Origin of the sequence: Brevundimonas sp. A19_0 (assembly GCF_017744255.1) — a bacterium.
GTDB lineage: Bacteria > Pseudomonadota > Alphaproteobacteria > Caulobacterales > Caulobacteraceae > Brevundimonas.
This window is the reverse complement of record NZ_JAGHQP010000004.1, coordinates 187,356-211,525: the sequence shown is the minus strand read 5'-3', so window position 1 is coordinate 211,525 and position 24,170 is coordinate 187,356. Positions and strand designations below refer to the sequence as shown.

At 68.0% G+C, this 24,170-nt stretch carries 27 protein-coding genes; 9 read left to right on the top strand and 18 right to left on the bottom strand.

Annotation, left to right across the window (positions count from 1 at the left end):
• Nucleotides 1–7 precede the first annotated feature (7 nt).
• The gene (pheS, locus tag J7346_RS06615) at nt 8–1,084 is read right to left on the bottom strand and encodes a phenylalanine--tRNA ligase subunit alpha (protein WP_209118976.1); all 1,077 of its coding nucleotides are present in this window, start codon (nt 1,082–1,084) and stop codon (nt 8–10) included.
• 222 nt (nt 1,085–1,306) lie between these two features.
• On the opposite strand from pheS, the gene J7346_RS06610 reads away from it, so the two are divergent.
• The gene (locus J7346_RS06610; RefSeq protein ID WP_209118974.1) at nt 1,307–2,845 is read left to right on the top strand and encodes a response regulator; all 1,539 of its coding nucleotides are present in this window, start codon (nt 1,307–1,309) and stop codon (nt 2,843–2,845) included.
• Nucleotides 2,846–2,847: 2 nt separating this feature from the next.
• On the opposite strand, the gene J7346_RS06605 is transcribed toward J7346_RS06610, so the two are convergent.
• The 7 genes from J7346_RS06605 to J7346_RS06575 all read right to left on the bottom strand — a co-directional run bounded on the left by J7346_RS06605 (nt 2,848) and on the right by J7346_RS06575 (nt 7,663).
• Nucleotides 2,848–3,051, bottom strand: coding sequence for a dodecin family protein (locus J7346_RS06605; RefSeq protein ID WP_209118972.1), 204 nt, complete (start codon nt 3,049–3,051; stop codon nt 2,848–2,850).
• A gap of 139 nt (nt 3,052–3,190) precedes the next feature.
• Nucleotides 3,191–3,544, bottom strand: coding sequence for a 50S ribosomal protein L20 (gene rplT, locus J7346_RS06600; RefSeq protein WP_209118970.1), 354 nt, complete (start codon nt 3,542–3,544; stop codon nt 3,191–3,193).
• A 110-nt stretch (nt 3,545–3,654) separates the two neighbouring features.
• The gene (rpmI, locus tag J7346_RS06595) at nt 3,655–3,852 is read right to left on the bottom strand and encodes a 50S ribosomal protein L35 (RefSeq protein ID WP_209118968.1); all 198 of its coding nucleotides are present in this window, start codon (nt 3,850–3,852) and stop codon (nt 3,655–3,657) included.
• 302 nt (nt 3,853–4,154) lie between these two features.
• On the bottom strand, nt 4,155–5,300 hold the full coding sequence (locus J7346_RS06590; protein ID WP_245157688.1) for an alpha/beta fold hydrolase: 1,146 nt from the start codon (nt 5,298–5,300) through the stop codon (nt 4,155–4,157).
• 123 nt (nt 5,301–5,423) lie between these two features.
• The gene (locus J7346_RS06585) at nt 5,424–5,840 is read right to left on the bottom strand and encodes a hypothetical protein (protein ID WP_209118967.1); all 417 of its coding nucleotides are present in this window, start codon (nt 5,838–5,840) and stop codon (nt 5,424–5,426) included.
• A gap of 191 nt (nt 5,841–6,031) precedes the next feature.
• On the bottom strand, nt 6,032–6,553 hold the full coding sequence (gene infC, locus J7346_RS06580; RefSeq protein WP_209118965.1) for a translation initiation factor IF-3: 522 nt from the start codon (nt 6,551–6,553) through the stop codon (nt 6,032–6,034).
• A 123-nt stretch (nt 6,554–6,676) separates the two neighbouring features.
• On the bottom strand, nt 6,677–7,663 hold the full coding sequence (locus tag J7346_RS06575; RefSeq protein ID WP_209118963.1) for a glycosyltransferase family 9 protein: 987 nt from the start codon (nt 7,661–7,663) through the stop codon (nt 6,677–6,679).
• A gap of 72 nt (nt 7,664–7,735) precedes the next feature.
• Here J7346_RS06575 and J7346_RS06570 point away from each other — a divergent pair, with 72 nt between their 5' ends.
• Complete coding sequence (locus J7346_RS06570; RefSeq protein WP_209118962.1) at nt 7,736–8,497, top strand: alpha/beta hydrolase; 762 nt, start codon at nt 7,736–7,738, stop codon at nt 8,495–8,497.
• Between the two features lie 16 nt (nt 8,498–8,513).
• On the opposite strand, the gene J7346_RS06565 is transcribed toward J7346_RS06570, so the two are convergent.
• Nucleotides 8,514–9,854 (bottom strand): M23 family metallopeptidase, encoded by a 1,341-nt coding sequence (locus J7346_RS06565; protein WP_209118960.1) that lies wholly within the window; start codon nt 9,852–9,854, stop codon nt 8,514–8,516.
• A gap of 474 nt (nt 9,855–10,328) precedes the next feature.
• On the opposite strand from J7346_RS06565, the gene J7346_RS15205 reads away from it, so the two are divergent.
• From J7346_RS15205 to J7346_RS06550, 3 genes are all read left to right on the top strand, one after another.
• Nucleotides 10,329–13,427, top strand: a complete 3,099-nt coding sequence (locus J7346_RS15205; protein WP_209118958.1) for a YdbH domain-containing protein — start codon at nt 10,329–10,331, stop codon at nt 13,425–13,427.
• Between the two features lie 130 nt (nt 13,428–13,557).
• A complete protein-coding gene (locus J7346_RS06555) occupies nt 13,558–13,713 on the top strand; it encodes a YnbE family lipoprotein (protein ID WP_209119024.1) in 156 nt (51 codons plus the stop codon).
• A gap of 26 nt (nt 13,714–13,739) precedes the next feature.
• Nucleotides 13,740–14,102 carry a YdbL family protein gene (locus J7346_RS06550; protein ID WP_209118956.1) on the top strand — a complete coding sequence of 121 codons (363 nt, stop codon included), beginning with the start codon at nt 13,740–13,742 and terminating at the stop codon, nt 14,100–14,102.
• Nucleotides 14,103–14,109: 7 nt separating this feature from the next.
• On the opposite strand, the gene J7346_RS06545 is transcribed toward J7346_RS06550, so the two are convergent.
• The 6 genes from J7346_RS06545 to ccmA form a co-directional block, all read right to left on the bottom strand.
• Complete coding sequence (locus J7346_RS06545; RefSeq protein ID WP_209118954.1) at nt 14,110–14,358, bottom strand: hypothetical protein; 249 nt, start codon at nt 14,356–14,358, stop codon at nt 14,110–14,112.
• A gap of 34 nt (nt 14,359–14,392) precedes the next feature.
• The gene (locus J7346_RS06540) at nt 14,393–14,944 is read right to left on the bottom strand and encodes a DsbE family thiol:disulfide interchange protein (RefSeq protein WP_209118952.1); all 552 of its coding nucleotides are present in this window, start codon (nt 14,942–14,944) and stop codon (nt 14,393–14,395) included.
• On the bottom strand, nt 14,941–15,093 hold the full coding sequence (ccmD, locus tag J7346_RS06535; RefSeq protein WP_209118950.1) for a heme exporter protein CcmD: 153 nt from the start codon (nt 15,091–15,093) through the stop codon (nt 14,941–14,943). Before ccmD ends, J7346_RS06540 begins: the two co-directional genes overlap by 4 nt.
• The gene (gene ccmC, locus J7346_RS06530; protein ID WP_209118948.1) at nt 15,086–15,814 is read right to left on the bottom strand and encodes a heme ABC transporter permease CcmC; all 729 of its coding nucleotides are present in this window, start codon (nt 15,812–15,814) and stop codon (nt 15,086–15,088) included. Before ccmC ends, ccmD begins: the two co-directional genes overlap by 8 nt.
• A gap of 71 nt (nt 15,815–15,885) precedes the next feature.
• Nucleotides 15,886–16,551, bottom strand: coding sequence for a heme exporter protein CcmB (gene ccmB, locus J7346_RS06525; protein WP_209118946.1), 666 nt, complete (start codon nt 16,549–16,551; stop codon nt 15,886–15,888).
• The gene (gene ccmA, locus J7346_RS06520) at nt 16,548–17,165 is read right to left on the bottom strand and encodes a heme ABC exporter ATP-binding protein CcmA (protein WP_209118944.1); all 618 of its coding nucleotides are present in this window, start codon (nt 17,163–17,165) and stop codon (nt 16,548–16,550) included. The genes ccmB and ccmA overlap by 4 nt, the downstream gene beginning before the upstream one ends.
• 200 nt (nt 17,166–17,365) lie before the next feature.
• Between ccmA and acnA the strand changes: the two genes are divergently transcribed.
• Entirely contained in the window at nt 17,366–20,068 is a 2,703-nt protein-coding gene (gene acnA, locus J7346_RS06515) for an aconitate hydratase AcnA (protein WP_209118942.1), read from the top strand.
• Nucleotides 20,069–20,164: 96 nt separating this feature from the next.
• Nucleotides 20,165–20,764, top strand: a complete 600-nt coding sequence (locus J7346_RS06510; RefSeq protein WP_209118940.1) for a DUF805 domain-containing protein — start codon at nt 20,165–20,167, stop codon at nt 20,762–20,764.
• Here J7346_RS06510 and J7346_RS06505 read toward each other — a convergent pair.
• The 3 genes from J7346_RS06505 to J7346_RS06495 all read right to left on the bottom strand — a co-directional run bounded on the left by J7346_RS06505 (nt 20,719) and on the right by J7346_RS06495 (nt 22,764).
• Nucleotides 20,719–21,147 carry a hypothetical protein gene (locus J7346_RS06505; RefSeq protein ID WP_209118938.1) on the bottom strand — a complete coding sequence of 143 codons (429 nt, stop codon included), beginning with the start codon at nt 21,145–21,147 and terminating at the stop codon, nt 20,719–20,721. The genes J7346_RS06510 and J7346_RS06505 overlap by 46 nt on opposite strands.
• An 80-nt stretch (nt 21,148–21,227) precedes the next feature.
• Entirely contained in the window at nt 21,228–21,761 is a 534-nt protein-coding gene (locus J7346_RS06500) for a hypothetical protein (RefSeq protein ID WP_209118936.1), read from the bottom strand.
• 115 nt (nt 21,762–21,876) lie between these two features.
• Nucleotides 21,877–22,764 carry a hydrogen peroxide-inducible genes activator gene (locus tag J7346_RS06495; protein ID WP_209118934.1) on the bottom strand — a complete coding sequence of 296 codons (888 nt, stop codon included), beginning with the start codon at nt 22,762–22,764 and terminating at the stop codon, nt 21,877–21,879.
• A 173-nt stretch (nt 22,765–22,937) separates the two neighbouring features.
• Between J7346_RS06495 and J7346_RS06490 the strand changes: the two genes are divergently transcribed.
• Together J7346_RS06490 and J7346_RS06485 are read left to right on the top strand one after the other, a co-directional pair.
• Nucleotides 22,938–23,492: a peroxiredoxin gene (locus J7346_RS06490; protein WP_209118932.1), complete on the top strand. Its 555-nt coding sequence runs from the start codon at nt 22,938–22,940 to the stop codon at nt 23,490–23,492.
• Between the two features lie 142 nt (nt 23,493–23,634).
• Nucleotides 23,635–24,168: a carboxymuconolactone decarboxylase family protein gene (locus J7346_RS06485; protein ID WP_209118930.1), complete on the top strand. Its 534-nt coding sequence runs from the start codon at nt 23,635–23,637 to the stop codon at nt 24,166–24,168.
• Nucleotides 24,169–24,170: the final 2 nt, after the last annotated feature.

Sequence of the window (24,170 nt, the reverse complement as noted above, 5' to 3'; positions counted from 1 at the left end):
GTTGGGGTCAGCTCAGCCCGGCGGCGGGGCTGGGCGTGGCGAAGGCCGAGAAGCCGTAGTGGGCCAGCCAGCGGCTGTCGGCCTCAAACATGGGGCGGAGGTCAGGGATGCCGTATTTGAGCATGGCCAGCCGGTCGAGGCCCATGCCAAAGGCGAAACCCTGATACTCGTCCGGGTCAATGCCGCAGGTGCGCAGCACATTGGGGTGCACCATGCCGCAGCCCAGGATCTCCATCCAGCTGTCGCCCTCGTTGAGCCTCAACACCCCGCCCGAGCGGTCGCAGCGGATGTCCATCTCGGCCGAGGGCTCGGTGAACGGGAAATGGTGGGGCCGGAAGCGCGCGTCGATTCCCTCGACCTCGAAAAAGCGGGCGACGAAGGTCTCGAGCGTCCACTTGAGGTGGCCCATGTGGATGTCGCGGTCGATGACCAGACCCTCGACCTGATGGAACATGGGCGTGTGGGTCGCGTCCGAGTCCTTCCGGAAGGTCCGACCCGGCGCGATGATGCGGATCGGCGGCTGGCCCGCCATCATGGTGCGGATCTGCACCGGGCTGGTGTGGGTCCGCAGCACCTTGCGCTCGCCCGTCTCCGGGTCGGGCTTCAGGAAGAAGGTGTCGTGCATCTCCCGCGCCGGGTGCTTGGGCGGAAAGTTCAGCGCGGTGAAATTGTGGAAGTCGTCCTCGATGTCCGGCCCTTCGGCGACCGCAAAGCCCATCTCGGCGAACAGGGCAACGACCTCGTCCATGACCTGAAGCGTGGGATGGACACTGCCGGAACGGGCCGGTCGGGAGGGCAGGGTCAGATCGAGGTGTTCGGAGCGCAGGCGCGTCTCCAGTTCCCGGGCCTCCAGATCGGCCTTCCGGGTCGTCAGGGCCGCACTGACCCGGTCGCGCAGGCCGTTGATGCGCGGACCCTCGACGCGACGCTCGTCGGGGCTCATGGCGCCCAGACCCTTGAGCAGGCCCGAGATCGACCCCGTCTTGCCGAGGGCCGAGACGCGCAGTTCTTCCAGCGCCTGCACACTGTCGGCCGAGCCGATGGCGTTGATCAGGTCGAGTTCCAGTTGATTGAGGTCTGTCATGACGCCCGTCGTCTAGCGAGCCGCAGGCCGTTCGTCACCCCGAAAGGCCCCTCCGAGGTCGTCGACCCGACGGGTGGCAAGGGCCAATACCGTCGACGGCCCACCAATTTTCGTCCGGACAAGGATTTATCTCTATGTTTTCGTTGCAAAAACTTCGATTTCAGCAAAGCCATCCTTAAGAGATGAGCGGTCAGGATGCTCCGGTAAGTCAGGAGTACCGGCATGGCCCGCATCAGGGACTATCGCGTCATCGCTGAACCCGTGGGGCCCGATGTCAGGGGATCATTCGTCTTTGAACGCTTCCGGGCCGAGCCGGATACCCTGGCCATCGCGGTCGTGGATGACGCCGGCCAGCCGCTGGGTCTGATCGAGCGGAACGCCTTCACACTCAAGATGGCCGCGGAGTTCGGGCGGGCCCTCTATGCCCGTCGCCCGGTGACGGCGCTGATGGACCCCGCACCTCTGGTCGTCGACGGAGAGATGGACGCCGCCACCCTGTTCGAGAACCTCGACAACGCCGCACTCGGCGGCCTGCTGGGCGGATTCATAGTCACCGAGGAGGGGCGCTACAGCGGAGTGGGATCGGGCGTGCAGCTGCTGCAGGCGGCCAGTGCGCTGGCCCGTGCCTCCAGCCGCGCCAAGTCGGAGTTCCTGGCGGTCATGAGCCACGAGATCCGCACGCCCCTCAACGGGGTGCTGGGGGTGGCGGCCCTGATGGAGCGCGAACTGATGCAGGAGGACCTGCGTCCGTACGTCCGGACCATCCTCGACTCCGGCCAGGGCCTGCTGCGCCTGCTGAACGATGCCCTCGACATGTCACGCGCCGATGCCGGGGCGCTGACGCTGGAGCCCCAGCCTCTGGACCTGACGGTCGTGGCCGATGACCTGAAGGCGCTCTGGCGGGCGCGGGCCGAGGAAAAAGGCATCACCCTGTCGGTGACCTGCGAGAATCCGGACGAGGTCTGGGTGATGGGCGACGAGGTCCGCATCAAGCAGGTGCTCAACAATCTGATCGGCAATGCGCTGAAGTTCACCCCGTCGGGCGAGGTCCGCGCGACCCTGAGGGTGCAGGCCCGGGACACCGGTATTTGCGTCGAGGGCCAGGTTGACGACAGCGGTCCGGGCATCCCTGCCGACCGCATCGAGCAGGTCTTCCAGCCCGTCAACACCGGCGGAGCCGGGCGCGAGGGGGCGGGGGCGGGCATGGGACTGGCCATCTGCCGACAGATCGTGGACCGCATGGGCGGCCGGATTTCCGCAGACCGGTCGGGATCGGGCGGGGCGTCGTTCCGGTTCACCCTCCAACTGGAAGCCGCGACGCCGGAGCACCGGGCCGCGCGTCAGCAGCGGCCCGAGCCGACCGCCCACGACAGTCTGCATGTGCTGGTGGCCGACGACCATCCAACCAATCGCTTCCTGGCCGGAAAGCTGCTGGAACTGTTCGGGTGCAGCCACGAGGCCGTCCAGAACGGCGCCGAGGCGGTCGACGCCGTGCGGACCGGCGCTTTCGACCTCGTGCTCATGGACATCAAGATGCCGGTGATGGACGGGGTAGCGGCGACGCGGGCGATCCGCGCGCTTGGTCCGGCGGGGGCCGCCCTGCCCATCCTGGCGCTTACGGCCAATGCGGATGAGCAGGACGCCCGGTCCTATATCGCTGCAGGCATGAATGCGGTGGTGTCCAAGCCCATCCAGCCGGACGTCCTGCTGGACGCGATCCGGCGGGCCATGGGCGCACCCTCCCTGCAGCAGGCGGCCTGAGCCTAGTCCTTCAGGACGAAGGTGATCTTCAGATTGACGCGGTATTCGGTGATCTGGCCGCCGTCGACGACGACCTTCTGCTCCTGGACCCAGGCGCCGCGCACCTGGTCGAGCGTTTCGTCGGCGCGGGCAATGCCCTTCTTGATCGCGTCCTCGAAGCTGACGGTCGAGGCAGAGGTGATCTCGGTGACGCGGGCAACGGACATGGGGGAACTCCTGTATGGTTGAGGTTCCCTTCCAACGGCGCGGGGCTGTCGGGGTTGCCTCACCACTGAGTCCGGACATGAAAACGCCCGCCGTCCGGAGCCGGAGGCGGGCGTCTTCAGGGTCTCAATGCGGACCGGTTCAGGCCAGGGCGGCGCGAACCTTGTCGGCCACGGCCTTGAAGCCAGCCTCGTCAGCGGCCATCGCGGCCAGAACCTTGCGGTCCATCTCGATGCCGGCCTTGGACAGGCCGTGCATGAACTGCGAATAGGTGAAGCCTTCCAGGCGGGCCGCAGCGTTGATGCGCTGAATCCACAGGGCGCGGAAGTTGCGCTTCTTGGTGCGGCGGTCGCGATAGGCGTACTGACCGGCGCGGTCCACGGCGGCCTTGGCGGCGCGGATGGTGTTCTTGCGGCGGCCGTAGAAGCCCTTGGCCTGCTTCAGGACCTTCTTGTGCTTGGCGTGGGACGTAACGCCCCGGGTAACGCGAGCCATGATGTGTGTCTCTTCGAGATGCGCCCCTGAGGTCGGCCGCGCGGCGGCTCAGTGGTTCAGGGACGAGGTTTCAAACTGATGCGGTGGGAGATCTGGTGATGCGACGCCGATCAGGCGTACGGCATGTAGGACTTGATCTTCTTGGCATCGGCATCCGACATCACCTGCGTGCCGCGGTTCTGGCGAATGTACTTCGAGTTGTGGCTGATCAGCCGGTGGCGCTTGCCCGCCACGCCGGCCTTCACCTTGCCCGAGGCCGTCAGTTTGAAGCGCTTCTTGGCGCCCGACTTGGTCTTCAATTTCGGCATTTTCACTCTCTCTCTTGAAGCCACCGCCCCGGGACCAGAGGTCCGATCGGGAACGGAGAGCGGATGAACGGTCGCCAAGGCATGCCTGTTCGCCCGACGACCGGTACGCGAAGCCGCGCCTCATACGGCAAGGCCCGTCCGAAGGCAAGGGCGTCCCGCCCCTAGTCCGCCGGGTTGTGCTCATTGAGGAAGCGGATCGTCTCGGTCAACATCCGCACACGGGTGTCGGAGCGCGACAGCCAGTGATCCTCGCCATCCAGCTCGATGAATTCCACCGGTTTGCCTGCCCGACGCAGGGCGCGCTACATGATGCGGCTCTGCTCGATCGGCACGACCGTGTCATCGCGACCGTGAATCAGCAGGATGGGGGCGTCGGCCTGGTCCGCGAGGCGGGCAGGCGACCGGGCATCGAGAGAGCGGTCCCCCAGGCGCTCGGCGCCCATGAACCGGTTCCAGTAGCGCGTGGTCGAGTTTTCGCGTCGGGCCCCGCGGGACGCCGCATCGTCCACGAATACGCCGAGGTCCGACAGGCCCGCTACGGCCACGGCGCATCGATAGACGCCGGGATCGAGCGTCGGCCCTGCCATGGCCGCATAGCCCCCGTAACTGGCCCCCACGATGCATACCCTTTCGGGATCGATGATCCCCTGATCGGCGAGATAACGGACCCCGTCGGACAGGTCGGTCTGCATCTTGCGGCCCCATTCCCCATAGCCCGCCTCGAGGAAGGCGTCGCCATAGCCGGTCGAGCCGGGGAAATTCGGTTGAAGAACGGCGTAGCCACGCGAGGCCATCGCCTGGGCCCACCAGTCGAACTGCAGATAGTCGCGCGCCGCGGGCCCCCCGTGGACCAGAACCACCAGAGGCAGGTCCCCTGCCTCCGACATGCCGGGCGGCGTGGTCAGATAGCCATGGATCTCGAGGCCATCCGAGGCGGGATAGGTAACCGGACGAACCGCGGCGACCCGCTCCGGGGTGATGCCCGGATAGCCCCCCCCCGGCGGGCGTCCGGCAAAGGCTCGTTGCACGGTGATCCAGAGCGCCGAGGCGTCGTCGTCAATGAAGGCGTAGACAGGACCCGCATCGCCCCGGCGCATGGCCCCGATGAGCCGACGGGTCACCGGGTGAAAGAACAGGGCGTCGGGCGAAAACTCGAAGCGCAGGGCGCGCCATGCGCCCGTTTCCAGATTGACGTCAAAAAATTCGGCGTCCGGACGGCCGGGCTGACTCAGATCGGGCCTGTCAGCTGCAACGATGACACTGTCCCCGTTGATGCCGAGGCCCATCAGTGCCGGCCTCTCGATCGGCGCAACGGTCTCCCAGTTCTCGCGAAATCCACTGCCCTGCCTCAGGTGCAGGCTCCATTCGCGCGCCTCGTCATTGTACTGGCTGCGCGCCACCGATCGGCCGTCGGGCCCGAGCAGAAAGTCGGTGACGTTCGCACCCATGACCTCGGCCAGATCGCCCCTGCCCGTTGCTGAAGGCGTAGGCCCGGATGAAGACCGATGTCGGGTCACCCCGGACCACGCGGGCGGAGCTGAACATGATCGGAAAAAGATCGAGGGTGTTCTTCAGCACCTCGATGATACGGTTCCGGCCGGGGTCATAGATCTGGCTGCTAAACATCTCGGCGCTCTCGATGCCGAGGCCGGGATGTTTTCCGTCTTGGAGGTCGTGACCAGGATCTGGTCCTCACCGAGCCAGTCCAGGTCCCGGACCTTGGCCACGCCCACGTCCGCCCCGCCGACCTGCTCGCGGGTCGTCAGGTCCAGGAGCACCAGGGTGCGCGCCTCCCCGGTCACGGTGATGAAGGCGAGCCGCTGGCCTGACGGCGACAGTTCCAGCATCTCGAGGGAAGGCAGGGCGCCGTAGACCGACAGCGGCGCCGGTCCGTCCGCCTCCTGGGCGAGTACCGGGGCCGCCAAAAGGGCAGTAGTGGCCGTGAACATCAGGACGAGGAGACTGCCCCGGGCAAGTGAACGCAGCATGGACGCCCCCGCGCATGAAGAACAGCGCTATCATCCCACGCACGCGCACAATCTCAAGTCGTTTTCTGCAGTCGGAGCGCTGCCGGTGGGGCGCGCCCGGGTTGAATGCGGGCAGCGGCGGCAGGCGCCGGATATGCAAACGCCCCGACCGTTTCCGATCGGGGCGCGGGATCCTCGGTGAAACGGCAACCCTAGCGGGGTGCCAGTATCATGATCATCTGACGGCCTTCCATGCGCGGGGCATATTCGACCTTTGCGACTTCCTCGAAGTCGGCCTGCACCTTGTTGAGCAGCTTCATGCCCAGTTCCGGGTGGGCCATCTCGCGGCCCCGGAAGCGCAGGGTCACCTTGACCTTGTCACCGTCCTCGAAGAAGCGGTGCATGGCCTTGGCCTTCACATCATAGTCGTGGGTGTCGATGTTCGGCCGAAGCTTGATTTCCTTCAGCTCGACGATCTTCTGCCGCTTGCGCGCCTCGGCCTTCTTCTTCTGCTCCTGGAAGCGGAACTTGCCGTAGTCGAGGATTTTGCAGACCGGGGTCTCGGCGTTCGAGACCATCTGCACCAGGTCCATACCGGCCTCTTCGGCGGCTTCAAGCGCCGCAGCCAGAGGCATGACGCCCTGTTTTTCACCGTTTTGGTCGATCAGGAGTACGCGCGCGGCGCGGATATCCTGGTTCATGGGCGGCCCATCCTTGACGGGCGGTGTTTGCATCGGACGGCGAATGGGCGTCGTTTCCTTGTGTGGTCAAAAGGGATATCGCGGATGTCGTGCGGAAACGCGCGGCGGGCCGCCCCGTTTCCTGACGGGACAATATGCCCCCGCAAGCCCGTTTCTTCAAGGCGCGGGGACCGAACGCCCCCCGGGCCATGCGTCATGCAGGGCCACCACGGCAGAAAAGACACGCTCGACGGTCAGGTCCTCGATGGGCGCGAACTGGCCGCGGGTCTCGTTTGAGGCGACCGTGCGGGTGCGGGGACCCCAGGGTCCGTAGAGCCACCATTCGGTCGGGCCGAACAGGCCGAGCGTCGGCTGGCCGAGGGCGGCGGCCACATGCATCAGGCCCGAGTCATTGCCGACGAACAGGGTGGCGCGGTCGATCGCGGCCGCCGAACACAGGATGTCACCCTTGCCCACGCAGTCGATGCCCCGGTCCCCCGCGGCCTCGAGGGCGGGGGTGGCCGGCGGCCGGTCACCGGGCCCGCCCACCGGCATGAAGCGGCAGCCGTCGAAGCGGGCGTCGGCGGACAGCTTTTCAACCAGCTGGCCCCAGCGGTCGGCGGGCCAGGACTTGCCCGGCTGGTGGGCGATGGGGGCGAGCGCGAGGATGGGCCCGGGACCCGATCCTGCCTGAAGCTGGGGATCGATGACAGCCGCCGCCTCGGCGCGGGCCTGATCATCAAGGAAGATTTCAGGATCGAGCGGCGCCTCGGCCCCCATCAGGCGCGAGACCATCTCGACCTTGCGCAGGCCGGTCTCCCACTTGCGGGTGTAGACCACGCGCCGCTTAGAGGGGACGGTCCAGGCCAGGGCGGAGCCGCGGATATCGACCACCAGATCCCAGCGTGTGCTGCGTACCTGCTGCCACAGGTCCAGCCAGTGGCCGGACATCGGCTTCTTGTCGAGGATGATGACACGCTCCACCCCGGGCGCGGACCGGAACAGGGGGGCAGGCGGCCGGCCCGCCGCCACCGTGATGCGGGCGCCGGGCAGCTGGCGGCCGATCTCGCGGATCACGCCGGAGGAAATCACACAGTCGCCGATGCGGTTGGAGCTGACGAACAGGACTCGGGGCGTTTGGGGGACTGTGGGGGCGGGGGCCATGCAATTCCGACTTCGCTTCCGGGGCCGGGTCTGGCTATCAGGGTCTGAAGCCCATGGCGAGAGGAGCCGGCAATGCGCGCATCCGACATCGAGTATCTGGCCCGCCCCGACGGCGCGCGTCTGGCCCTGAAGCAGGTCGAGGGACAGGGGCCGGTCATCCTGTGGGTCGGCGGCTTCCGCTCGGACATGGAAGGGACCAAGGCCCTTGCGCTGGATGCCGCTGCCCGCGAGCGCGGCTGGGCCTTCGTCCGCTACGATCACTTCGCCCACGGCCAGTCGTCGGGGAACTGGCGCGACGCGACCGTGGGGCGCTGGTGCGACGACGCTGCGGCCCTCGTCGATCACCTGACGGAGACGACCGGGCGAACGGTCATTCCGGTCGGGTCCTCCATGGGCGGCTGGGTGGCGCTGAACCTGACGCTGGCCCGTCCGGCGGCGGTCAGGGCCCTGCTGCTGATCAATCCGGCCCAGGATTTCACCGAGCGGTTGATGTGGCCCGACCTCGGCCCCGAGCGCCAGAAGGAGGTCCTGGAGCACGGCGAGACGGTGATGCCCGACGAGGGGCTGGGCGCCTATCCGCTGACCCGCACCATGTTCGAGGAAGCCAGGACCCGGATGCTGCCGGAAGGGCCGCTGCCGATCCGGTGCCCGGTGCACATCCTTCAGGGGCGGCAGGACACGTCAGTGCCCTGGCGGCACCAGCTGCCGCTGGTCGAGGCGTTGGAGGGAGCTGACGTCCGGCTGGACCTGATCGCGGGGGGCGACCACCGGCTGTCCGGACCCGCAGACCTGACGCGCATGGTCGAGGCCGTGGAGCGGCTCAGGTCAATCTAGAAGGTCGAGAGCCGGATCAGGCGCCGACGCGACGCAGGCCGTCGGCGGTGGCGGGGCGCTGTTCGCCACCCGACAGGATGACGCGGTCGATACGGGTCTTTTCGGCCCGGAAGGCCGCCAGATCGGCGCCACCGAGGATGGTGCCCTCCTGGGTCTTGACCCCGGCCGGATTGATCCGCTGGCCGTTGCGCCAGATTTCATAGTGCAGGTGCGGGCCGGTCGAGGCGCCGGTCGAGCCGACATAGGCCACGACCTGGCCCTGACGAACGCGGGTCCCGGCGCGGATGCCCGAGCCATAGCGGGACAGGTGGCCATAGCCGGTCTCAAGGCCATTGGCGTGGCGGATGCGCAGCCAGTTGCCGTAACCACCCCAGCGGCGCGCCTCGACCACAACGCCGTCGGCGGGGGCCAGCACTGGCGTGCCCGTACCGGCAGCAAAGTCGATGCCCTGGTGCATGCGGCGGTAGCCCGAGATCGGGTGGCGACGATAGCCGTAGGAGGAGCTGACGCGGGCGCGATCCAGCGGGGTGCGCATCATGGCCGAGCGCATGTTCTTGCCCGAGGCGTCGAAATACTGGGCTTCGGCCGAGTTGGCCGGCTTGAAGCGATAGAAGACCTGGCCCTTCAGCTCGGCATAGAGCAGCTCACCGGCCTCGACCACGCGACCACTCTCGGTCACCGTCTGACTGAAGACCATCACGAACTCGTCCGAGGCGCGGATGTCGCGATCCAGGTCGAACTTGTGCGAGAATAGCTGGGTGGCCTTGCGGATCACCTGGGCATTGGCCCCGGCCTGACGCGCGGTGGCATAGATGGAGCCCTTGACCTGGCTGCGCACCACGACGGTCTCGTGGGTGACCTTTTCCTCGATGGCCCGCAGACGCAGGGCGCCGTCAAAGGTGCGCGAGACGGTCAGCTGGCTGGCCGGCCCCGTGCGCATGGTCAGGCCGATCAGGCGCGCCCCGCCCCGTCCGCCGCGCGGCTGGGCAATGGCGGTTTCGAACCGCAGGCCCGCACGCAACTCGGTGACGTCATAGGCGTTGGCAATGGTCTGGGTGACGGCGCGGGCCTCTTCTTCCGGGATTCCGGTGCGGCGCACGGCCTGCTCGAAGGTCTCGCCCTTGCGGATCTGGACGGGAATGGCTTCCGGGGTGCTCATGCCCACCGGGGTGCCGGCGGCGGCGATCGCCTCGGCTTCCAGCTCGGTGATGTTCTCGGCGACGACCGCGACGGGAACCTCGGCCCTTACGGGGTGGTAGACCCGACCGGCCAGCATGGCGACCACCAGGGCCGCGCAGGCGGTAAAGACATGAGGCGCAAGGCGCATCGGTTGGCGGCGCGGATCAAATTGAGCCATCGTTTCCCGACAAATCGACGACGCCAGCGCGGCGCCACACGTGATACCAGCAAGTTCCGGGCCGAAGACGCCCCTCCGTAACCGGAGGTCCGCCTATAGCCCGTCAGCCTCCGAATGTGAAGCGCAAGGGTTACGAAGCCTTAACGGCCAAGGCTGTTTTCCCGTATCTCCACGCGAAAGGCCGAGAACAAACCGGGCCGTTCCGAGTTACGGTCGCGTGCCGCCCCGTCTTTTCTATTGCTTCACCCCCATGTGCGACAGAAGGTCTCGCGGTTTTCACTAGTGTTCTTGAGGCCACTACTCAGTGTTCCGGATGCAACATCAAGGCCTCGTCCCCGGTCCGGATGACCGGAATCGCGACATCCGCCCGGCTGGCTGTCCCGCAGGGGAACAGGCCGGTTGAGCGCTCCTTCGCCACCTTCGACCGAGCCTTCGCCGCCTGCACGGCGCCGCGCCGCCAGCACCGCCGGACGGGTGGCGCTCGGCATCCTGCTGGGCCTGCTTGTTCTTCTGGCGGCCCTCTATCTGAACCGCCGCCATGTGGCGCGCGAGGTTCTGGTCGGCTGGCTGGACCGGCAGGGAATCGCCGCTGACGTCGAGGTCGAGCGCTTCGAACTGGATGGATTTATCGGCCGCATCCGCATCGGCGACCCGGACAATCCTGACTTTCTGGCCGAGCGGGTCGAGGTCGACTACAGCCTGACCGCGCCCTGGTCCGCCTCGGGTCTGGGCGCGCGCCCCAGCCGCATTCGCCTGGTCCGGCCAACGTTGCGCGGCACCTGGCGGGAGGGTCGCTTCAGCTTTGGCAGCCTTGATCCACTGATCCAGCGGTTCACCGGTCGACCGACCCAGCCCGAGGCAGCCTCGCCCCTCATCCTGGTCGAACAGGGTCAGGTACGCCTGACCACCGACTGGGGCCCGGTCGGCATACTGGCGGATGCGCGCATCGAGGATGGCCGGCTCGTGCGCCTTGAGGCTCAAATGCCCAAAGCTTCGCTGGCGCTGGACGACCAGTCCGTTCAGGGCTTGAGCGCCACGCTCGACCTGACCACCGAGGGCGACCGCAGCACCCTGAAACTGGCCGCGCGCGCGGACGCCATGACCGCGCCCGACCGGGTCGTGCGTGACGCGGTCCTGACGCTCAACGCCATCTTGCCCTACCCCACCGGAACGCCGCTGAGGCTGGACGGCCCCGGTCAGATCGATCTCGAGCTCGCGGCCGACGAGGGTCGTACCGGTACGACCTCCGGTCAGACGCTCTCGGCCCGCCTCGCCGGCCGGGGGCAGTTCGCCGGCGTTCTGACCCGCCCGGTCTTCGACGGACGGGTCGACGGCCAGCTGAACGGCCAGCGCGTAGAGGTCGCCGGTGTGGACGCGCGCGCCGTCTCGACCACACTCGACGCGGCCGCCTTCCGCCTTGACCTGTCAGCGACGTCGCCGCGCTGGAGCCTGTCCGGCCCGGCAAGGGTCCGCATGGACCGGGCCGCCGCCGAAGCCTTTACCGGACAGGGGATCACCCTCGAGACAGCGCGGCTGGAGGCCGGGGGTCAGGAGGGACGGTTCGAGGTCACCGGCCCGTGGTCGGTTTCGGCCAACCGCCTGTCGTCAGGCGACCTTGTGCTGACCAACACCTCGGGCCGGGTCGATCTGGACCTCGTGTCCGACGCCGGTTTGACGCTAGCCGGACGTCTGGAGGCCCGTGGCGGGCGCTGGCCCCTGCTGGGGCAGCCCGCAGCCGACGACGTGCCCGAGCTGGCCGCGATGAAGGCGGCGCTGGGCGATTTCAGTCTTGTGGCGCCGGGCTTTACCTATCGCTCGGGCAGTGGCGGCGGGCGGCTGGACCTGACCCGGGCGGCGGTCCTGCGCCCCCGCACCGGTGGCGCCCTGACGATCGCACCGGCCGGCGCGCCCGTCCTTGTGCTGAGGGACGGACAGGCGCCGGGCGGCCAGTTTCGCATCACCGCCACGCGCGGCGGGGGCCTGCCCGAGGCGGACCTGGCCATCCCCCGCTGGACGCTGGAACCCGGCGGCTTCTCGGCCGACTTCAACGGACGCGCCGCGCTGGATTTCGGACTGGGTCGCGGCCTGAGCGTGCGGGGCGGCGGTCGCCTGCGGAACGACAATGGCGTGGTCAGCATCTCCACGACCGAGTGTCTCGACGTCACGGCGGAACGGCTCGAACTGGGCGAGAACGACGTCATCGACCTCAAGACTGGCCTGTGCCCGACCGGGCGCGTCCCTCTGGTGCGGATCGCAGACGGCAGCTGGCGAGTCGATGGACGGCTGGCCGACGGTTCTGGCAGCGCGCCCTTCCTCGCGCTGGAGGTCGAGGACCTGTCCGGGGGGCTGATGGCCACCGGGCGACCGTCCGGCCTGTCGCTGGATCTGAACGTGGGCGAGGCCCAGGTCGTCGATGCCACCCGGCCGATCCGCTTCAACCCGGTTACTGCACGGGGCGCGGCCCATATGCGGGGCGAGTCCTGGACCGGAGACTTCACCCTGTCGCGCGCGTCCACCGTCGTCGCAACGCTCGACCTCGCCCACGACGGGACCACCGGGATCGGCGGCGTGGACATTGCGACCGGCGATCTGGTGTTCGCTGAAGGGGGTCTTCAGCCCTCGGACCTGACCCCCATGGGCGCCGATGTGCTGGGTGAACCGGTCACCGGGACCGCGCGGTTCGACGGGCGCGTCGCCTGGACGGAAAAGGACGGCACCAGCACCGGGCGCCTCACGCTCGGCAATCTGGGCTTCTCCAGCCCCGCCGGGCGGGTCGAGGGCGTCGAAGGCACGATCGAATTCACCAGCCTTGCGCCGCTGACGACGGCACCGGACCAGTCGCTGACGGCGCAATCACTGGAAGTGGCCGGCGGCGTGTCCGATCTCGGCGCCACCTTCACCCTCGACAAGGCGGCCCTGACCGTTTCGGGCGCCACCCTGTCGGTGGGCGAAGGCCGGGTCACGGTCGAACCGTTCGATATTCCGCTGGACCCGGCCGTGGCCTGGGGCGGCACGATCCGCGTCGAGCGCCTGCAGCTGGGTGATCTGGTGGCGGGCGCGGGCTTTGGCGACAAGGTCCAGCTGGATGCAGTCGTCTCAGGTCGTGTGCCCTTCGTGCGCAGCCCGGACGGCCAGATTCGCATATCGGGCGGCACGCTTGACGCCGTTCAGCCCGGGCGCCTGTCGATCCAGCGCGAGGCCCTGTCCGGGCTGGAGGCCGGCGGCGGTGGCGAGGACGTCCCCCCCAACACGGTCGAGGACCTGGCCTATCAGGCGATGGAGTATCTGGCGTTCGACACCCTGACCGCCCGCGTCGACAGTCTGGACGAGGGCCGGATCGGCGTGTTGTTCCGGATCAGGGGGCGGCACGATCCGCCCGAACGGCAGGAGCTGCGGCTGGGCTGGATGGACCTGATCCGCCGGGACCTCCTGGGTCAGGCGCTGGAGCTGCCGTCCGACACCGGCATTAACCTGACGCTCGACACCACCTTCAATCTGGACCAGATCATTTCGGACATTCTGGCGCTGAACCGCGCGCGGCGCGGCGAAGCCGACCCGCCGCCTTCCGAATGACCTGCACCATGCGCCGACTTGTGCGTTCAGACCCTGTTCACCCCCGCGGGCGCTGTATGGCCGCATCGAATTGAGGAGACTTCCGGATATGAGGCCACCTTCGCCCCTCCGCCTTGCGCCCGCCTTCGTCATGGCCGCGACGGTCCTGTCGCTGGGCGCCTGCACGCCGACGGTCCGGCTGGAAGTCGCGCCGATCGAGATCTACGCCAAGCTGGATGCCGATGTGCGGGTGCGTCTGGATCGGGAGCTGCAGCAGCTCCTGGTCGAAAACCCCAACCTGTTCTGATGATCGAAACCCTGAAGGGTATGACCATGTCTTTCCGCAAACTCTTCGTGATCGCCGCCGCCGTCCTGGCCCTCGGCGTCGCAGCGACCAGCGTCTTCGCCCAGTCGGCCGAACAGAAGGCCATGGTGGATCGCGCCAAGGCCGAGGGCATCGTCGGCGAGCAGTCCGACGGCTATCTGGGCTTCCGTGTCCCGTCGTCGAATGCCGCCCTGACCGAGGCGGTCGAGGTCATCAACCAGGGCCGCCGCCAGGCCTATGCCCGCAGCGCCGCCGAAGCGGGCACCACCACGGCTGTGGCCGGCGCAGTGATGTTCGAGAACCAGCTGCTGCCGCGCATCACCTCGGGCCAGTGGTACCGCACGGCCGACGGTCGCTGGGTGCAACGCTAGACCGGGGCTAGACCCGGATATCCAGATAACTGCCGGGGCGCAGGGGGCGATCCACCGCCTGCGCCTCGCCTTGTGTGCCCTGCGTGTTCACCGGCGTCTGCGTGACAGTGAGGGCCTTCGGGGGGGCCGTGGCCGCGTCGGCGCCGGCCAGCGCCGCCCGGAAAAAGGCCGCCTGGGCCTGACGCGAGGCCGGGGTCGGCGCCGTCTGGGTCGGGCCGTTCAGAGGGGCAGGCAGGAAGGGGCGAATCTCGCTCATCCCCGATACCTTAACAGACGCGGTATATAAGTCGTTAACGCGGGCGCGTAGCCGGGGTGGCCAGCGCCTCGGTCAGGCGGCGAATGTCGGCAGGGTCGGTCAAGGGACCCGTGTGCTTGGCGACAATCCGGCCATAGGGGTCGACCGCATAGGTCTCGGGTACGCCGGCGATGCCCAGCTCCAGCCCGGCTCGGCCCTCGGCATCCACCAGTACCATGGCAAAGGGGTCGCCCAGTTCGTCGAGGAAGGCGCGCGTGGCGGCGGGCTCATCCTTGTAGGCGATCCCGACAATGGCGATCCCCTGATCCTTGAGCGCCATCAGGGCGGGGTGCTCGATACGGCAGGGCCCGCACCAGGAGGCGAACAGATTGATCAGCATGGGCCGCCCGACGCCGGCGGTCTTGAGGTCGACCTGACCGGGCCCCGCGACCGCGCCCGTCAGCATGGGCAGGACGGTTTCCGGCACCGGCTGGCCCACCAGGGCATCGGGCTTGTAGGCCGGGTCCCGGTTGAGCGCCCAGACGCCGAACAGCACCGCCAGTCCCAGCAGGACCACCAGCGGAAGGACAGCCAGCCAGCGCTTCATTGGTCAGGCCCCTGGACCCGGTCGAGCTCGCAGCGCCAGCGCCGGGCCTCGGCCACACAGCGGGCCACGACCGCGCCCAGCACCACAGCGGTGATGCCCCACGCCGGCCAGACGAAGGCGGCATAGCGGCCCATATCCAGATCAAACATGGCGGTCCTCCCGGGCCTGGCGGGCGCGCAGCGCCAGCACGCGGCGACGCATGATCTCGGTATGCAGGGCGGTCAACCAGATCGCCAGGAACAGGCCGAAATAGGCGGCCATCATGACCAGCAGCGGCCACAGATAGGCGGGGTCCAGACTGGTGCCCCCGGCCCGCAAAAGCGACGCCGGCTGATGCAGGGTGTTCCACCAGTCGACCGAGAATTTCACGATCGGCAAATTGATCAGGCCGACCAGACCCAGAACCGAGGCGGCCCGGGCGGCGCGCCCCTCGTCGTCGAAGGCCCCGCGCAGGACCGCATAGGCGATGTAGAGCAGGAACAGCACCAGCATGGAGGTCAGGCGCGCATCCCAGACCCACCATGTGCCCCACATGGGCTGGCCCCACAGGGCGCCGGTGATCAGGGCCAGACCGGTATAGGCCGCGCCCGGCAGTACAGCGGCCCGCGCCGCCGCATCGGCCAGCGAGTGCCGGAAGATTAGATAGAACAGGCAGCTGAGGCCCAGCGAGCCATAGACCGCCAGACCCAGACTGGCCGCCGGCACATGGATGAACAGGATGCGGACGGTGTCGCCCTGCAGGGCATCCTCGGGCACACGGAAGGCCCAGACGGCGCCCGTGATCAGCAGTCCGGCCGCGATGACCCACAGCGGGGCGATCAGCGGGCGGGTGACGCGGGCAAAGGTGTCGGGATTGGCCAGACCGAACATGGGCGCGGCTTACCCCCCTGACCGGGAGGCGGCAAGCGGCCTGCATGTCGCGCCGGTCCGCGCGGTCCGGATCATGTCCGGCTGCCCCTCAGGCCCGCGGCCCCGGCCAGCACTCCCACCACCCCGGCCACCAGAACGCAGGCCGCCAGCAGGGCCAGCGCAGGGCCGGGCGAACGGCCATCCGCCTGGGCGACCAGCGCCCCCGCCCCGAAGATCACCGGGGGCAGGAACAGGGGCAGGACGATGACGGCGATCAGCAGGCCGCCCTTGCGCGCCCCGATGGCGAGCGCCGCTCCCAATCCACCGGTAAAGGAAAAGGCGAGCGCTCCCAGGGCGGCCGTCGCGGCCAGCAGCGGCAGCTGGTCAGGGGCGAGGCCGAGGCTGATGCCGACCGGCAGCGTCATGAGCGCGAGCGGCAGGCCAATGGTCAGCCAGTGGGCGAGGACCTTGACCCCCACCACGGCTTCGTCCGCCAGCGGCCCCATCGCCAGAAGATCAAGCGTCCCGTCCTCGAAATCGCGCTCGAACAGGCGCTCGAGCGTCAGCAGACTGGCGAGCGACAGCGCCAGCCAGACCAGTCCGGGCGCGAGGTTCGCCAGTTGATCCAGCTGCGGCCCGGCGCCCAGCGGCACGATGACGGCGAGGCTGAGCAGAAAGCCGCAGGCCAGCAGCGGCCCCCCACCCCCGTTCCAGGCCAGGGCCATCTCGCGCCGAAGAAGGAGCCCGGCGCCGTTCATGCCGCCTCTCCGACCGGGCAGGTCCGCGCGGGGATCGGCAGGGGATCGTGCACCGCGGCCAGTACCATGCCGCCGCTCTCAAGATGGGCCTGAAGGATCTGGCCGACCTCGGCGCGCCAGTGAGAATCCAGTGGCGACAGTGGCTCGTCCAGCAGCCAGACCGGACGGGGCACGGCCAGCAGGCGTGCGAGGGCGAGGCGCCGCCTCTGTCCGGCCGACAGGCGCCGCACCTCGAGCGGCATCAGGGCTCCGAGCGCGAGTCGGCGAACCGCCGCCTCCATGGCTTCGGCCGTGCCGCCGCACCAGCCGACCTGGAACGCGAGCTCGTCCGCGGCCGTCCGGCCCGAGCGGAACCCGTCCTGATGGCCCAGCAGGTGCAGATGCCGGGCGCGAGCCTCGGCCGGTTCAAGCGCCTGCCCCCCCTCTTCGAACCGCACCGCTCCGGCCACGGGGGCAAGGAGGCCGGCCACGACCCGCAAAAGACTGCTTTTCCCCGCGCCATTGGCCCCGGTCAGGGCCACGGCCTCGCCCGGGCCCACATCCAGACCCAACCCCTCGAACAGGGTGCGGTCGCCGCGCCGGACCGCGAGGTCCTTGAGGGAAAGGGTGATCATTGGCCGGACGCCGTGTTGCGAGCGGCTCTCAATGTCCATGACGCTGACAGGGATACATGGACGACGGCCCGGGCGCGGACTATATCCGCCATGGCCGCAGCAGGCTTTCGCCGCGCGCGCCGGGGACCTGTGTGCCCTTGCGTCTGTCGCGCGATCGCGCAACCGGATGTCCGGGCGGCCTTTGCCAGAGGAAGCTCTCCATGCCGTCAGTCGACACTCACTCCACCCGCCGGGATCTCTCCGTCGGGCGTAAGAAGTATGCCTATTACAGCCTTGCCGCCGCAGAGGAAGCCGGTCTGACCGGGATTTCCCGCCTGCCGCGCTCCATGAAGGTGCTGCTCGAGAACCTGCTCCGCAACGAGGACGGTGTCTCGGTCACGGCCGAGGACCTGAAGGCGGTCGCCGCCTGGGTCGAGAACAAGGGCACGGTCGAGCACGAGATCGCCTTCCGCCCCGCGCGCGTGCTGATGCAGGACTTCACCGGCGTTCCGGCCGTGGTCGACCTGGCCGCCATGCGCGACGCCATGGCCAGGCTGGAAGCCGACCCCAAGAAGATCAATCCGCTCAACCCGGTCGATCTGGTCATCGACCACTCGGTCATGGTGGACCACTACGGCACGCCGGAAGCCTTCGAGGCCAATGTCGCCCGTGAGTATGAGCGCAATATCGAGCGCTACAAATTCCTGCGCTGGGGCTCGTCGGCCTTCAACAATTTCCGCGTCGTGCCCCCGGGCACCGGCATCTGCCACCAGGTGAACCTGGAGCATCTGGCCCAGACCGTCTGGACCGCCGAGGAAGGCAAGAAGACCGTCGCCTATCCCGACACCGTGGTCGGCACCGACTCCCACACCACCATGATCAACGGCCTGTCCGTCCTGGGCTGGGGCGTGGGCGGCATCGAGGCCGAGGCGGCCATGCTGGGCCAGCCGATCCCGATGCTGATCCCCGAGGTGATCGGCTTCAAGCTGACCGGTCGGCTGCCGGAAGGCGCCACCGCCACCGATCTGGTGCTGACCGTCACCCAGATGCTGCGCAAGAAGGGCGTGGTCGGCAAGTTCGTGGAATTCTTCGGCCCGGGCGTGAACGTCCTGACCATCGAGGACCAGGCCACCATCGCCAATATGGCGCCGGAATACGGGGCCACCTGCGGCTTCTTCCCGGTGTCGCAGGCCACCCTCGACTATCTGGCGGCCACCGGCCGCGACAAGGCGCGGGTCGCCCTCGTCAAGGCCTATGCCGAAGCCCAGGGCCTGTGGATCGATGAGTCGTCCGAGGACCCAGTCTTCACCGACGTTCTGGAACTGGACATGGGCGAGGTGGTCCCCTCACTGGCCGGTCCCAAGCGCCCGCAGGACCGCGTCGAGCTGACCAATGCCGCCCCGGCCTTTGCCACTGCGCTCAAGGACGTCTTCAACCGCGAGGGGGACGCCCCGCGCGTGGCGGTCGAGGGCGAGACGTTCGACCTGGGCGACGGCGACGTGGTGATCGCCGCCATCACCAGCTGCACCAACACCTCCAACCCGTCGGTGCTGATCGCCGCCGGTCTGGTGGCGCGCAAGGCCCGCAAGCTGGGCCTGTCAGTCAAGCCGTGGGTCAAGACCTCGCTGGCGCCCGGCTCGCAGGTGGTCACCGACTATCTGACTGCCGCCGGCCTGCAGGAAGACCTGGACGCCATGGGCTTCAACCTGGTCGGCTATGGCTGCACCACCTGTATCGGCAACTCGGGTCCGCTGGATCCCGCCGTGGCGAAGGCCATCAATGACAATGGCCTGGTGGCAACCTCTGTGCTCTCGGGCAACCGGAATTTCGAAGGCCGGGTGAACCCCGACGTCCAGGCCAACTATCTCGCCAGCCCGCCGCTGGTCGTGGCCTATGCCCTGGCCGGCTCGATGCGGATCGACATCACCCAGGAGCCGATCGGCAAGGACAAGAAGGGCAAGGACGTCTTCCTGAAGGACGTCTGGCCGACCACCAAGGAAATCGCCGACATCCAGAAGAAGGCCGTCACCCCGGCCATGTTCGCCAAGCGCTATGCCGACGTCTTCAAGGGCGACAAGCACTGGCAGGCGATCTCGGTCGAGGGCGGCCAGACCTATGCCTGGGACGACAGCTCGACCTATGTGCAGAACCCGCCCTACTTCGACGGCATGACCATGGAGCCGGCGGCGATCACCGATATCGTCGAGGCGCGCATCCTCGGCATCTTCGGCGACTCGATCACCACCGACCACATCAGCCCGGCCGGCTCGATCAAGAAGAGCTCGCCCGCCGGCGCCTATCTGACCGATCACGGCGTCGATGCGCTGGACTTCAACTCGTACGGGGCCCGTCGCGGCAACCACGAGGTTATGATGCGCGGCACCTTCGCTAACATCCGCATCCGCAACAAGATCACCCCGGACATTGAAGGGGGTGTGACCAAGCACTTCCCGTCGGGCGACACCATGTCGATCTATGACGCGGCCATGCGCTACCAGGCCGAAGGCCGCCCGCTGGTGGTGTTCGCCGGCAAGGAATACGGCACGGGCTCGTCGCGCGACTGGGCGGCCAAGGGCACGCGCCTGCTGGGCGTTCGTGCGGTCATCGCCGAGAGCTATGAGCGCATTCACCGGTCCAACCTGATCGGCATGGGCGTCGTGCCGCTGCAGTTCAAGCAGGACGGCTGGACCAAGCTGGGCCTGACCGGCGACGAAATCGTCACCATCCGCGGCCTGTCCGACGCCAACATCGGCAAGCTGAAGCCCCGTCAGGACCTGTGGGTCGAGCTGTTCCGCGCGGCCGACGGCAAGATGGCGCGCTTCCCGGTCCGCTGCCGGATCGATAACGCCACCGAGCTGGACTATTTCCGCGCCGGGGGCGTCATGCCCTACGTCCTGCGGAACCTGGCCCGCAACGAGGGCTAGGTCCCGTCTGATCGATCAGGAGGGGCGCGAGCGATCGCGCCCCTTTTTTCGTGGCAGAATCCCGGCCAGGGTGTCCCCTTCCAGGGAGGGCAATCCATGCGCGCCATCAGTCGCGGGTTCATGAACCTGTTCCGGTTCGGCGGTCGGGACAGCCCCGGCCAATTCTGGCCCTATGCGGCCGTCGTTTTCGTTATCGGTTTTGCCGTGATGAGCTTCGGCGTGGCGATGGCCATGGGGCCGCTGTTTGAACAGGCCCTTCTTGCCGCACAGCAAAACCCGGACTCGGTGCACGTCACGCAGTCGCCGACCCACTACTCCGTCCGGATCGAGCCCGGCGCCGGGTTCGCGCCTGACTTCTCGAACTTCTTCCTGGCCCTCGGGACCGGCGCCGCGCTGCTGATCGGCCTGCTGGCTGCGGCGGTCACGCGAAGGCTGCATGACCGCGGCCTGTCCGGCTTCATCGGACTGGTTCCGGTCGTCTTTCTGGTGACCGGACTGGTCGGAATGCAGAGACTGATGGCCGCCTTTGACTCGCCCGACTTCGACGAGCGCCTGTTGATCCTGATCGTCCTGAACAACCTGGTCTATCTGGCCTCGCTGGCCGGGCTCGTCATCTTGCTGATCCTGCCCGGACAATCCGGCGCGAATGCCTATGGCGCACCTGCGGCCTCTCGCGTCGCGTCACTCGCCGACTGACCAAAGGCCTCGCGACAGAGCTGGGTGCCCAGCGCACTGGCCAACGCCGCCCGGCGGTCGGCCAGGTCGCCCCCGGTCCCCGGCAGGGCCGCCGACAGGGGATACCGCCCGATGACCCGTCCCCGTGAATCCACGAGGTCCACACTGCCGGACAGCCGTCCGCGCCCCTCCTCGTCCAGCAGGGTGCCGCCCCGGTCCAGCGCGTGAATGAAGACGACGGCGCGCAGCGCGGTCTGGCCCCGGGCGCAGGTGTCAGTCCGGCTCCGGAAGGCCGGAACAAACGCCGCCGAGAAGTCATCCGGCGGGTTGTAGAAGCTGCTGCGCACCTCGACCGCCTCGATCCTCGCGCTGGAGGCAACGGCCGGGGCAAGGTCGAGCCTCACCTCAGGATCCAGGTCCCAGAATCCCGCTGAACATCCCGCCAGCGAGACGGCCGCAAGCGATGACGCGATGATCCTGTGCATCAGCCGCGCGTGGCGTTGTGCGGACCCGGGCGGCGCGGATTGCGCGAGAAGGCGGCGTCGCAGAGTGCGCGGCCGAAGGCCTCGGCCAGGATCATCTGACGGTCGCCCAAGATGCCCGCCATACGACCGCCGGCATCCACCTCGACGACCAGCGGGTAGCGTCCCACGACAAGATTATCCCGACGGGGATCGACCAATTCGGCCACGGCGCGGACCTGGTGCCGGCCTTCGCCATTCAGGGCGACCTCCAGTCGTCCCGCGCGGTGCACGTCCTCGACGTGAAGCCGGAGGTCGAGCGGCCAGGTGCCGTAGGCGCACATGCGCATCTCTTCGCCGACCTCGTCCACAAAAGTGTCCGAGAAATCGTCCTCGACCTGCAGCCAGTCGCTGGACATGTAGATGGTCCCGATCGAGGCCGTCTCGGCCAGACCGGGCGGCAGGTCGAGCGGCGGGCCCCCCTCGATGACGGGAGCGCAGGCGGCGGTGGCCAAGACGGCGAAGGCCGCGACGGAGACAAGGGCGGGGCGGATCATTTCAGGGACCGGGGTTATGGAAGACCTGAATTGCCTCATGACCCGGCTATTCGCCGATGCCTAGTGTATTTTCGGCAATAAAGCCGGTGGCCGAGGCCGGTCAGTCGAGGGCCAATCAGTCGAGGGTCAGCGCCTCGGCCAGAAGCCGCGCCTCGGCCGCGCGACTGGAGCCCGTCCGCCAGGCCACCACAATCTCGCGCCGGGGCGCCTCGGCGCTGATCGGCCGGATCACCACGCCCGGATCGTCGGCCAGTCCGGCGCGGACCGCCATTTCCGGCAGGAAGCTGACGCCCAGTCCCGAGGACACCATCTGGACCAGGGTGTGGAGCGAGGTCGCGGCAAACACATCCTCGCCGCGAGGCGCCTCGATGTCGAAGGCCGCCAGCGCCTGGTCCCGCAGACAGTGGCCGTCCTCCAGCAGGATCAGGTCATCGGCGCCCAGCGACCCGGGCGGGATGGGGCCGGACCCGGCCAGCCGGTGGCCGACCGGAGCGGCTGCCAGGATTTCGTCATCGCCGATGCGCGCGTGGTCTATGCCCGGAGCATTGTAGGGCAGGGCAATGACGGCGGCGTCCAGTTGTCCGGCTTTCAGTCCCGCCACCAGACGCGGGGTCAGGTCTTCGCGGATGAACAGGCGCAGCGCGGGATAGCGGGCTTTCAGCCCCGGCAATTTGGCGGGCAGCAGGAAGGGCGCGACGGTCGGGATGACGCCGAGGCGGAACCGGCCCGACAGGGGCCTGCCGGCATTGCGGGCGGCCTCGACCAGATCCTCGGTGCGGGCAAGGACATCCTCGGCCCGGCGCACGGCCTCGGCCCCGACGGCAGTCAGCTGCACCCGGCCCCGGGTCCGCTCGACCACGGCGGCGCCCAGAATCCGCTCCAGTTCCTGCACGCCTGAACTGAGGGCCGGCTGACTGACATGGGCGGCCTCGGCCGCGCGACTGAACGAGCCGTGCTCGGCGAGAAGCTTCAGATATTGCAGCTGACGCAGGGTGGGCAGCACGGGCGGTCTCCTTGAAACGCCCCCTCCTACACCGGCCCTTCGCATAAGCGAAATCTATTCGCAAGCGCGAAAGGATTGATTTGACTTCCGGCCCGTGAGCCCCCAAGTGCCACCCAAGCGGTCGGCTCCCCCCGGCCCTTGACCCTGCAATTCCAGCAACCCAAGGAGAGCCCATGCTCGGCGTTGGCGAAAAACTGCCTGAATTCAAGATCATCGGCGTGAAACCCGGCTTCAACAGCCACGAGGAAGACGGCGTCTCGGCGTTCGAGCCGATCACCGAAACCAGCTTTGAAGGCAAGTGGAAGGTCATCTTCTTCTATCCGAAGGACTTCACCTTCGTCTGCCCGACCGAAATCGCCGAATTCGCCTCGCTGGCCCGCGACTTCGAGGACCGCGACACCGTCGTGCTCGGCGGCTCGACCGACAACGAATTCGTCAAGCTGGCCTGGCGCCGCGACCACGCCGACCTGAACAAGCTGCCGATCTGGCAGTTTGCCGACAACGGCGGCAAGTTCGCCCGCGAGCTGGGCATCCTGAACGAGGAAGAAGGCGTGGCCCTGCGTGCGACCTTCGTCGTCGACCCGCACAACGTCGTCCAGCACGTCTATGTGACCAACCTGAACGTCGGACGCGCCCCGGCTGACACCCTGCGTGTCGTCGACGCCCTGCAGACCGATGAACTGTGCGCCTGCAACCGCCCCGTCGGCGGCGAGACGCTGGCTGCATAAGCAGTGACGTGTGGCGAGTGATGAGTGGCGAGGCCTTCGTCGCCCATCACTCGCCCGTTTCCCCACCCAGTTCTCCGTGGCTCAGGCAGCGAGCAACCGCGTTGCGAGCGTTAGCCACGTCCCGAAGGGAAGGCTTAAAAATATGTCCCTCGACGCCCTGCGCGACCTGATCCCCGCCTATGCCAAGGATATCTCGCTGAACCTCGGCTCGCTGGCCAGCGAGACCGTGCTGAATGACCAGCAGAAGTGGGGCTGTTTCCTCGCCTCGGCCCATGCTGTGGGTACAGTGCCGGTGGTGCGTGCGATCGAGGCCGCTGCGGCCGAAAAGCTGTCGCCGGAGGCCCTGAATGCGGCACGGTCGGCCGCCGCCATCATGGGCATGAACAACATCTACTACCGGTCCCTGCACCTGATGAAGAACAAGGAGTACGGGACCCTGCCGGCGCGGCTGCGGATGAACGTCATCGGCAACCCCGGCGTGGACAAGATGGACTTTGAGCTGTGGTGCACGGCCGTGTCGGCCATCAATGGCTGCGGCGCCTGTATCGACGCCCACGAGGCCCCCCTGCGCCAGCACGGCTTCACCGCACCCCAGGTCCAGGCCGCCCTGCGCATCGGCGCCGTGGTGCATGCCGCCAGCCGCATCGTCGCCTCGGCCGAGGCGCTGGCGGGCTAGGT

Coding starts and splice junctions, on each gene's coding strand:
- pheS (WP_209118976.1), bottom strand. CDS start 1,084: ATGACAGACCTCAATCAACTGGAACTCGACCTGATCAACGCCATCGGC.
- J7346_RS06610 (WP_209118974.1), top strand. CDS start 1,307: ATGGCCCGCATCAGGGACTATCGCGTCATCGCTGAACCCGTGGGGCCC.
- J7346_RS06605 (WP_209118972.1), bottom strand. CDS start 3,051: ATGTCCGTTGCCCGCGTCACCGAGATCACCTCTGCCTCGACCGTCAGC.
- rplT (WP_209118970.1), bottom strand. CDS start 3,544: ATGGCTCGCGTTACCCGGGGCGTTACGTCCCACGCCAAGCACAAGAAG.
- rpmI (WP_209118968.1), bottom strand. CDS start 3,852: ATGCCGAAATTGAAGACCAAGTCGGGCGCCAAGAAGCGCTTCAAACTG.
- J7346_RS06590 (WP_245157688.1), bottom strand. CDS start 5,300: ATGGGTGCGAACGTCACCGACTTTCTGCTCGGGCCCGACGGCCGATCG.
- J7346_RS06585 (WP_209118967.1), bottom strand. CDS start 5,840: ATGCTGCGTTCACTTGCCCGGGGCAGTCTCCTCGTCCTGATGTTCACG.
- infC (WP_209118965.1), bottom strand. CDS start 6,553: ATGCAAACACCGCCCGTCAAGGATGGGCCGCCCATGAACCAGGATATC.
- J7346_RS06575 (WP_209118963.1), bottom strand. CDS start 7,663: ATGGCCCCCGCCCCCACAGTCCCCCAAACGCCCCGAGTCCTGTTCGTC.
- J7346_RS06570 (WP_209118962.1), top strand. CDS start 7,736: ATGCGCGCATCCGACATCGAGTATCTGGCCCGCCCCGACGGCGCGCGT.
- J7346_RS06565 (WP_209118960.1), bottom strand. CDS start 9,854: ATGGCTCAATTTGATCCGCGCCGCCAACCGATGCGCCTTGCGCCTCAT.
- J7346_RS06555 (WP_209119024.1), top strand. CDS start 13,558: ATGGCCGCGACGGTCCTGTCGCTGGGCGCCTGCACGCCGACGGTCCGG.
- J7346_RS06550 (WP_209118956.1), top strand. CDS start 13,740: ATGTCTTTCCGCAAACTCTTCGTGATCGCCGCCGCCGTCCTGGCCCTC.
- J7346_RS06545 (WP_209118954.1), bottom strand. CDS start 14,358: ATGAGCGAGATTCGCCCCTTCCTGCCTGCCCCTCTGAACGGCCCGACC.
- J7346_RS06540 (WP_209118952.1), bottom strand. CDS start 14,944: ATGAAGCGCTGGCTGGCTGTCCTTCCGCTGGTGGTCCTGCTGGGACTG.
- ccmD (WP_209118950.1), bottom strand. CDS start 15,093: ATGTTTGATCTGGATATGGGCCGCTATGCCGCCTTCGTCTGGCCGGCG.
- ccmC (WP_209118948.1), bottom strand. CDS start 15,814: ATGTTCGGTCTGGCCAATCCCGACACCTTTGCCCGCGTCACCCGCCCG.
- ccmB (WP_209118946.1), bottom strand. CDS start 16,551: ATGAACGGCGCCGGGCTCCTTCTTCGGCGCGAGATGGCCCTGGCCTGG.
- ccmA (WP_209118944.1), bottom strand. CDS start 17,165: ATGATCACCCTTTCCCTCAAGGACCTCGCGGTCCGGCGCGGCGACCGC.
- acnA (WP_209118942.1), top strand. CDS start 17,366: ATGCCGTCAGTCGACACTCACTCCACCCGCCGGGATCTCTCCGTCGGG.
- J7346_RS06510 (WP_209118940.1), top strand. CDS start 20,165: ATGCGCGCCATCAGTCGCGGGTTCATGAACCTGTTCCGGTTCGGCGGT.
- J7346_RS06500 (WP_209118936.1), bottom strand. CDS start 21,761: ATGATCCGCCCCGCCCTTGTCTCCGTCGCGGCCTTCGCCGTCTTGGCC.
- J7346_RS06490 (WP_209118932.1), top strand. CDS start 22,938: ATGCTCGGCGTTGGCGAAAAACTGCCTGAATTCAAGATCATCGGCGTG.
- J7346_RS06485 (WP_209118930.1), top strand. CDS start 23,635: ATGTCCCTCGACGCCCTGCGCGACCTGATCCCCGCCTATGCCAAGGAT.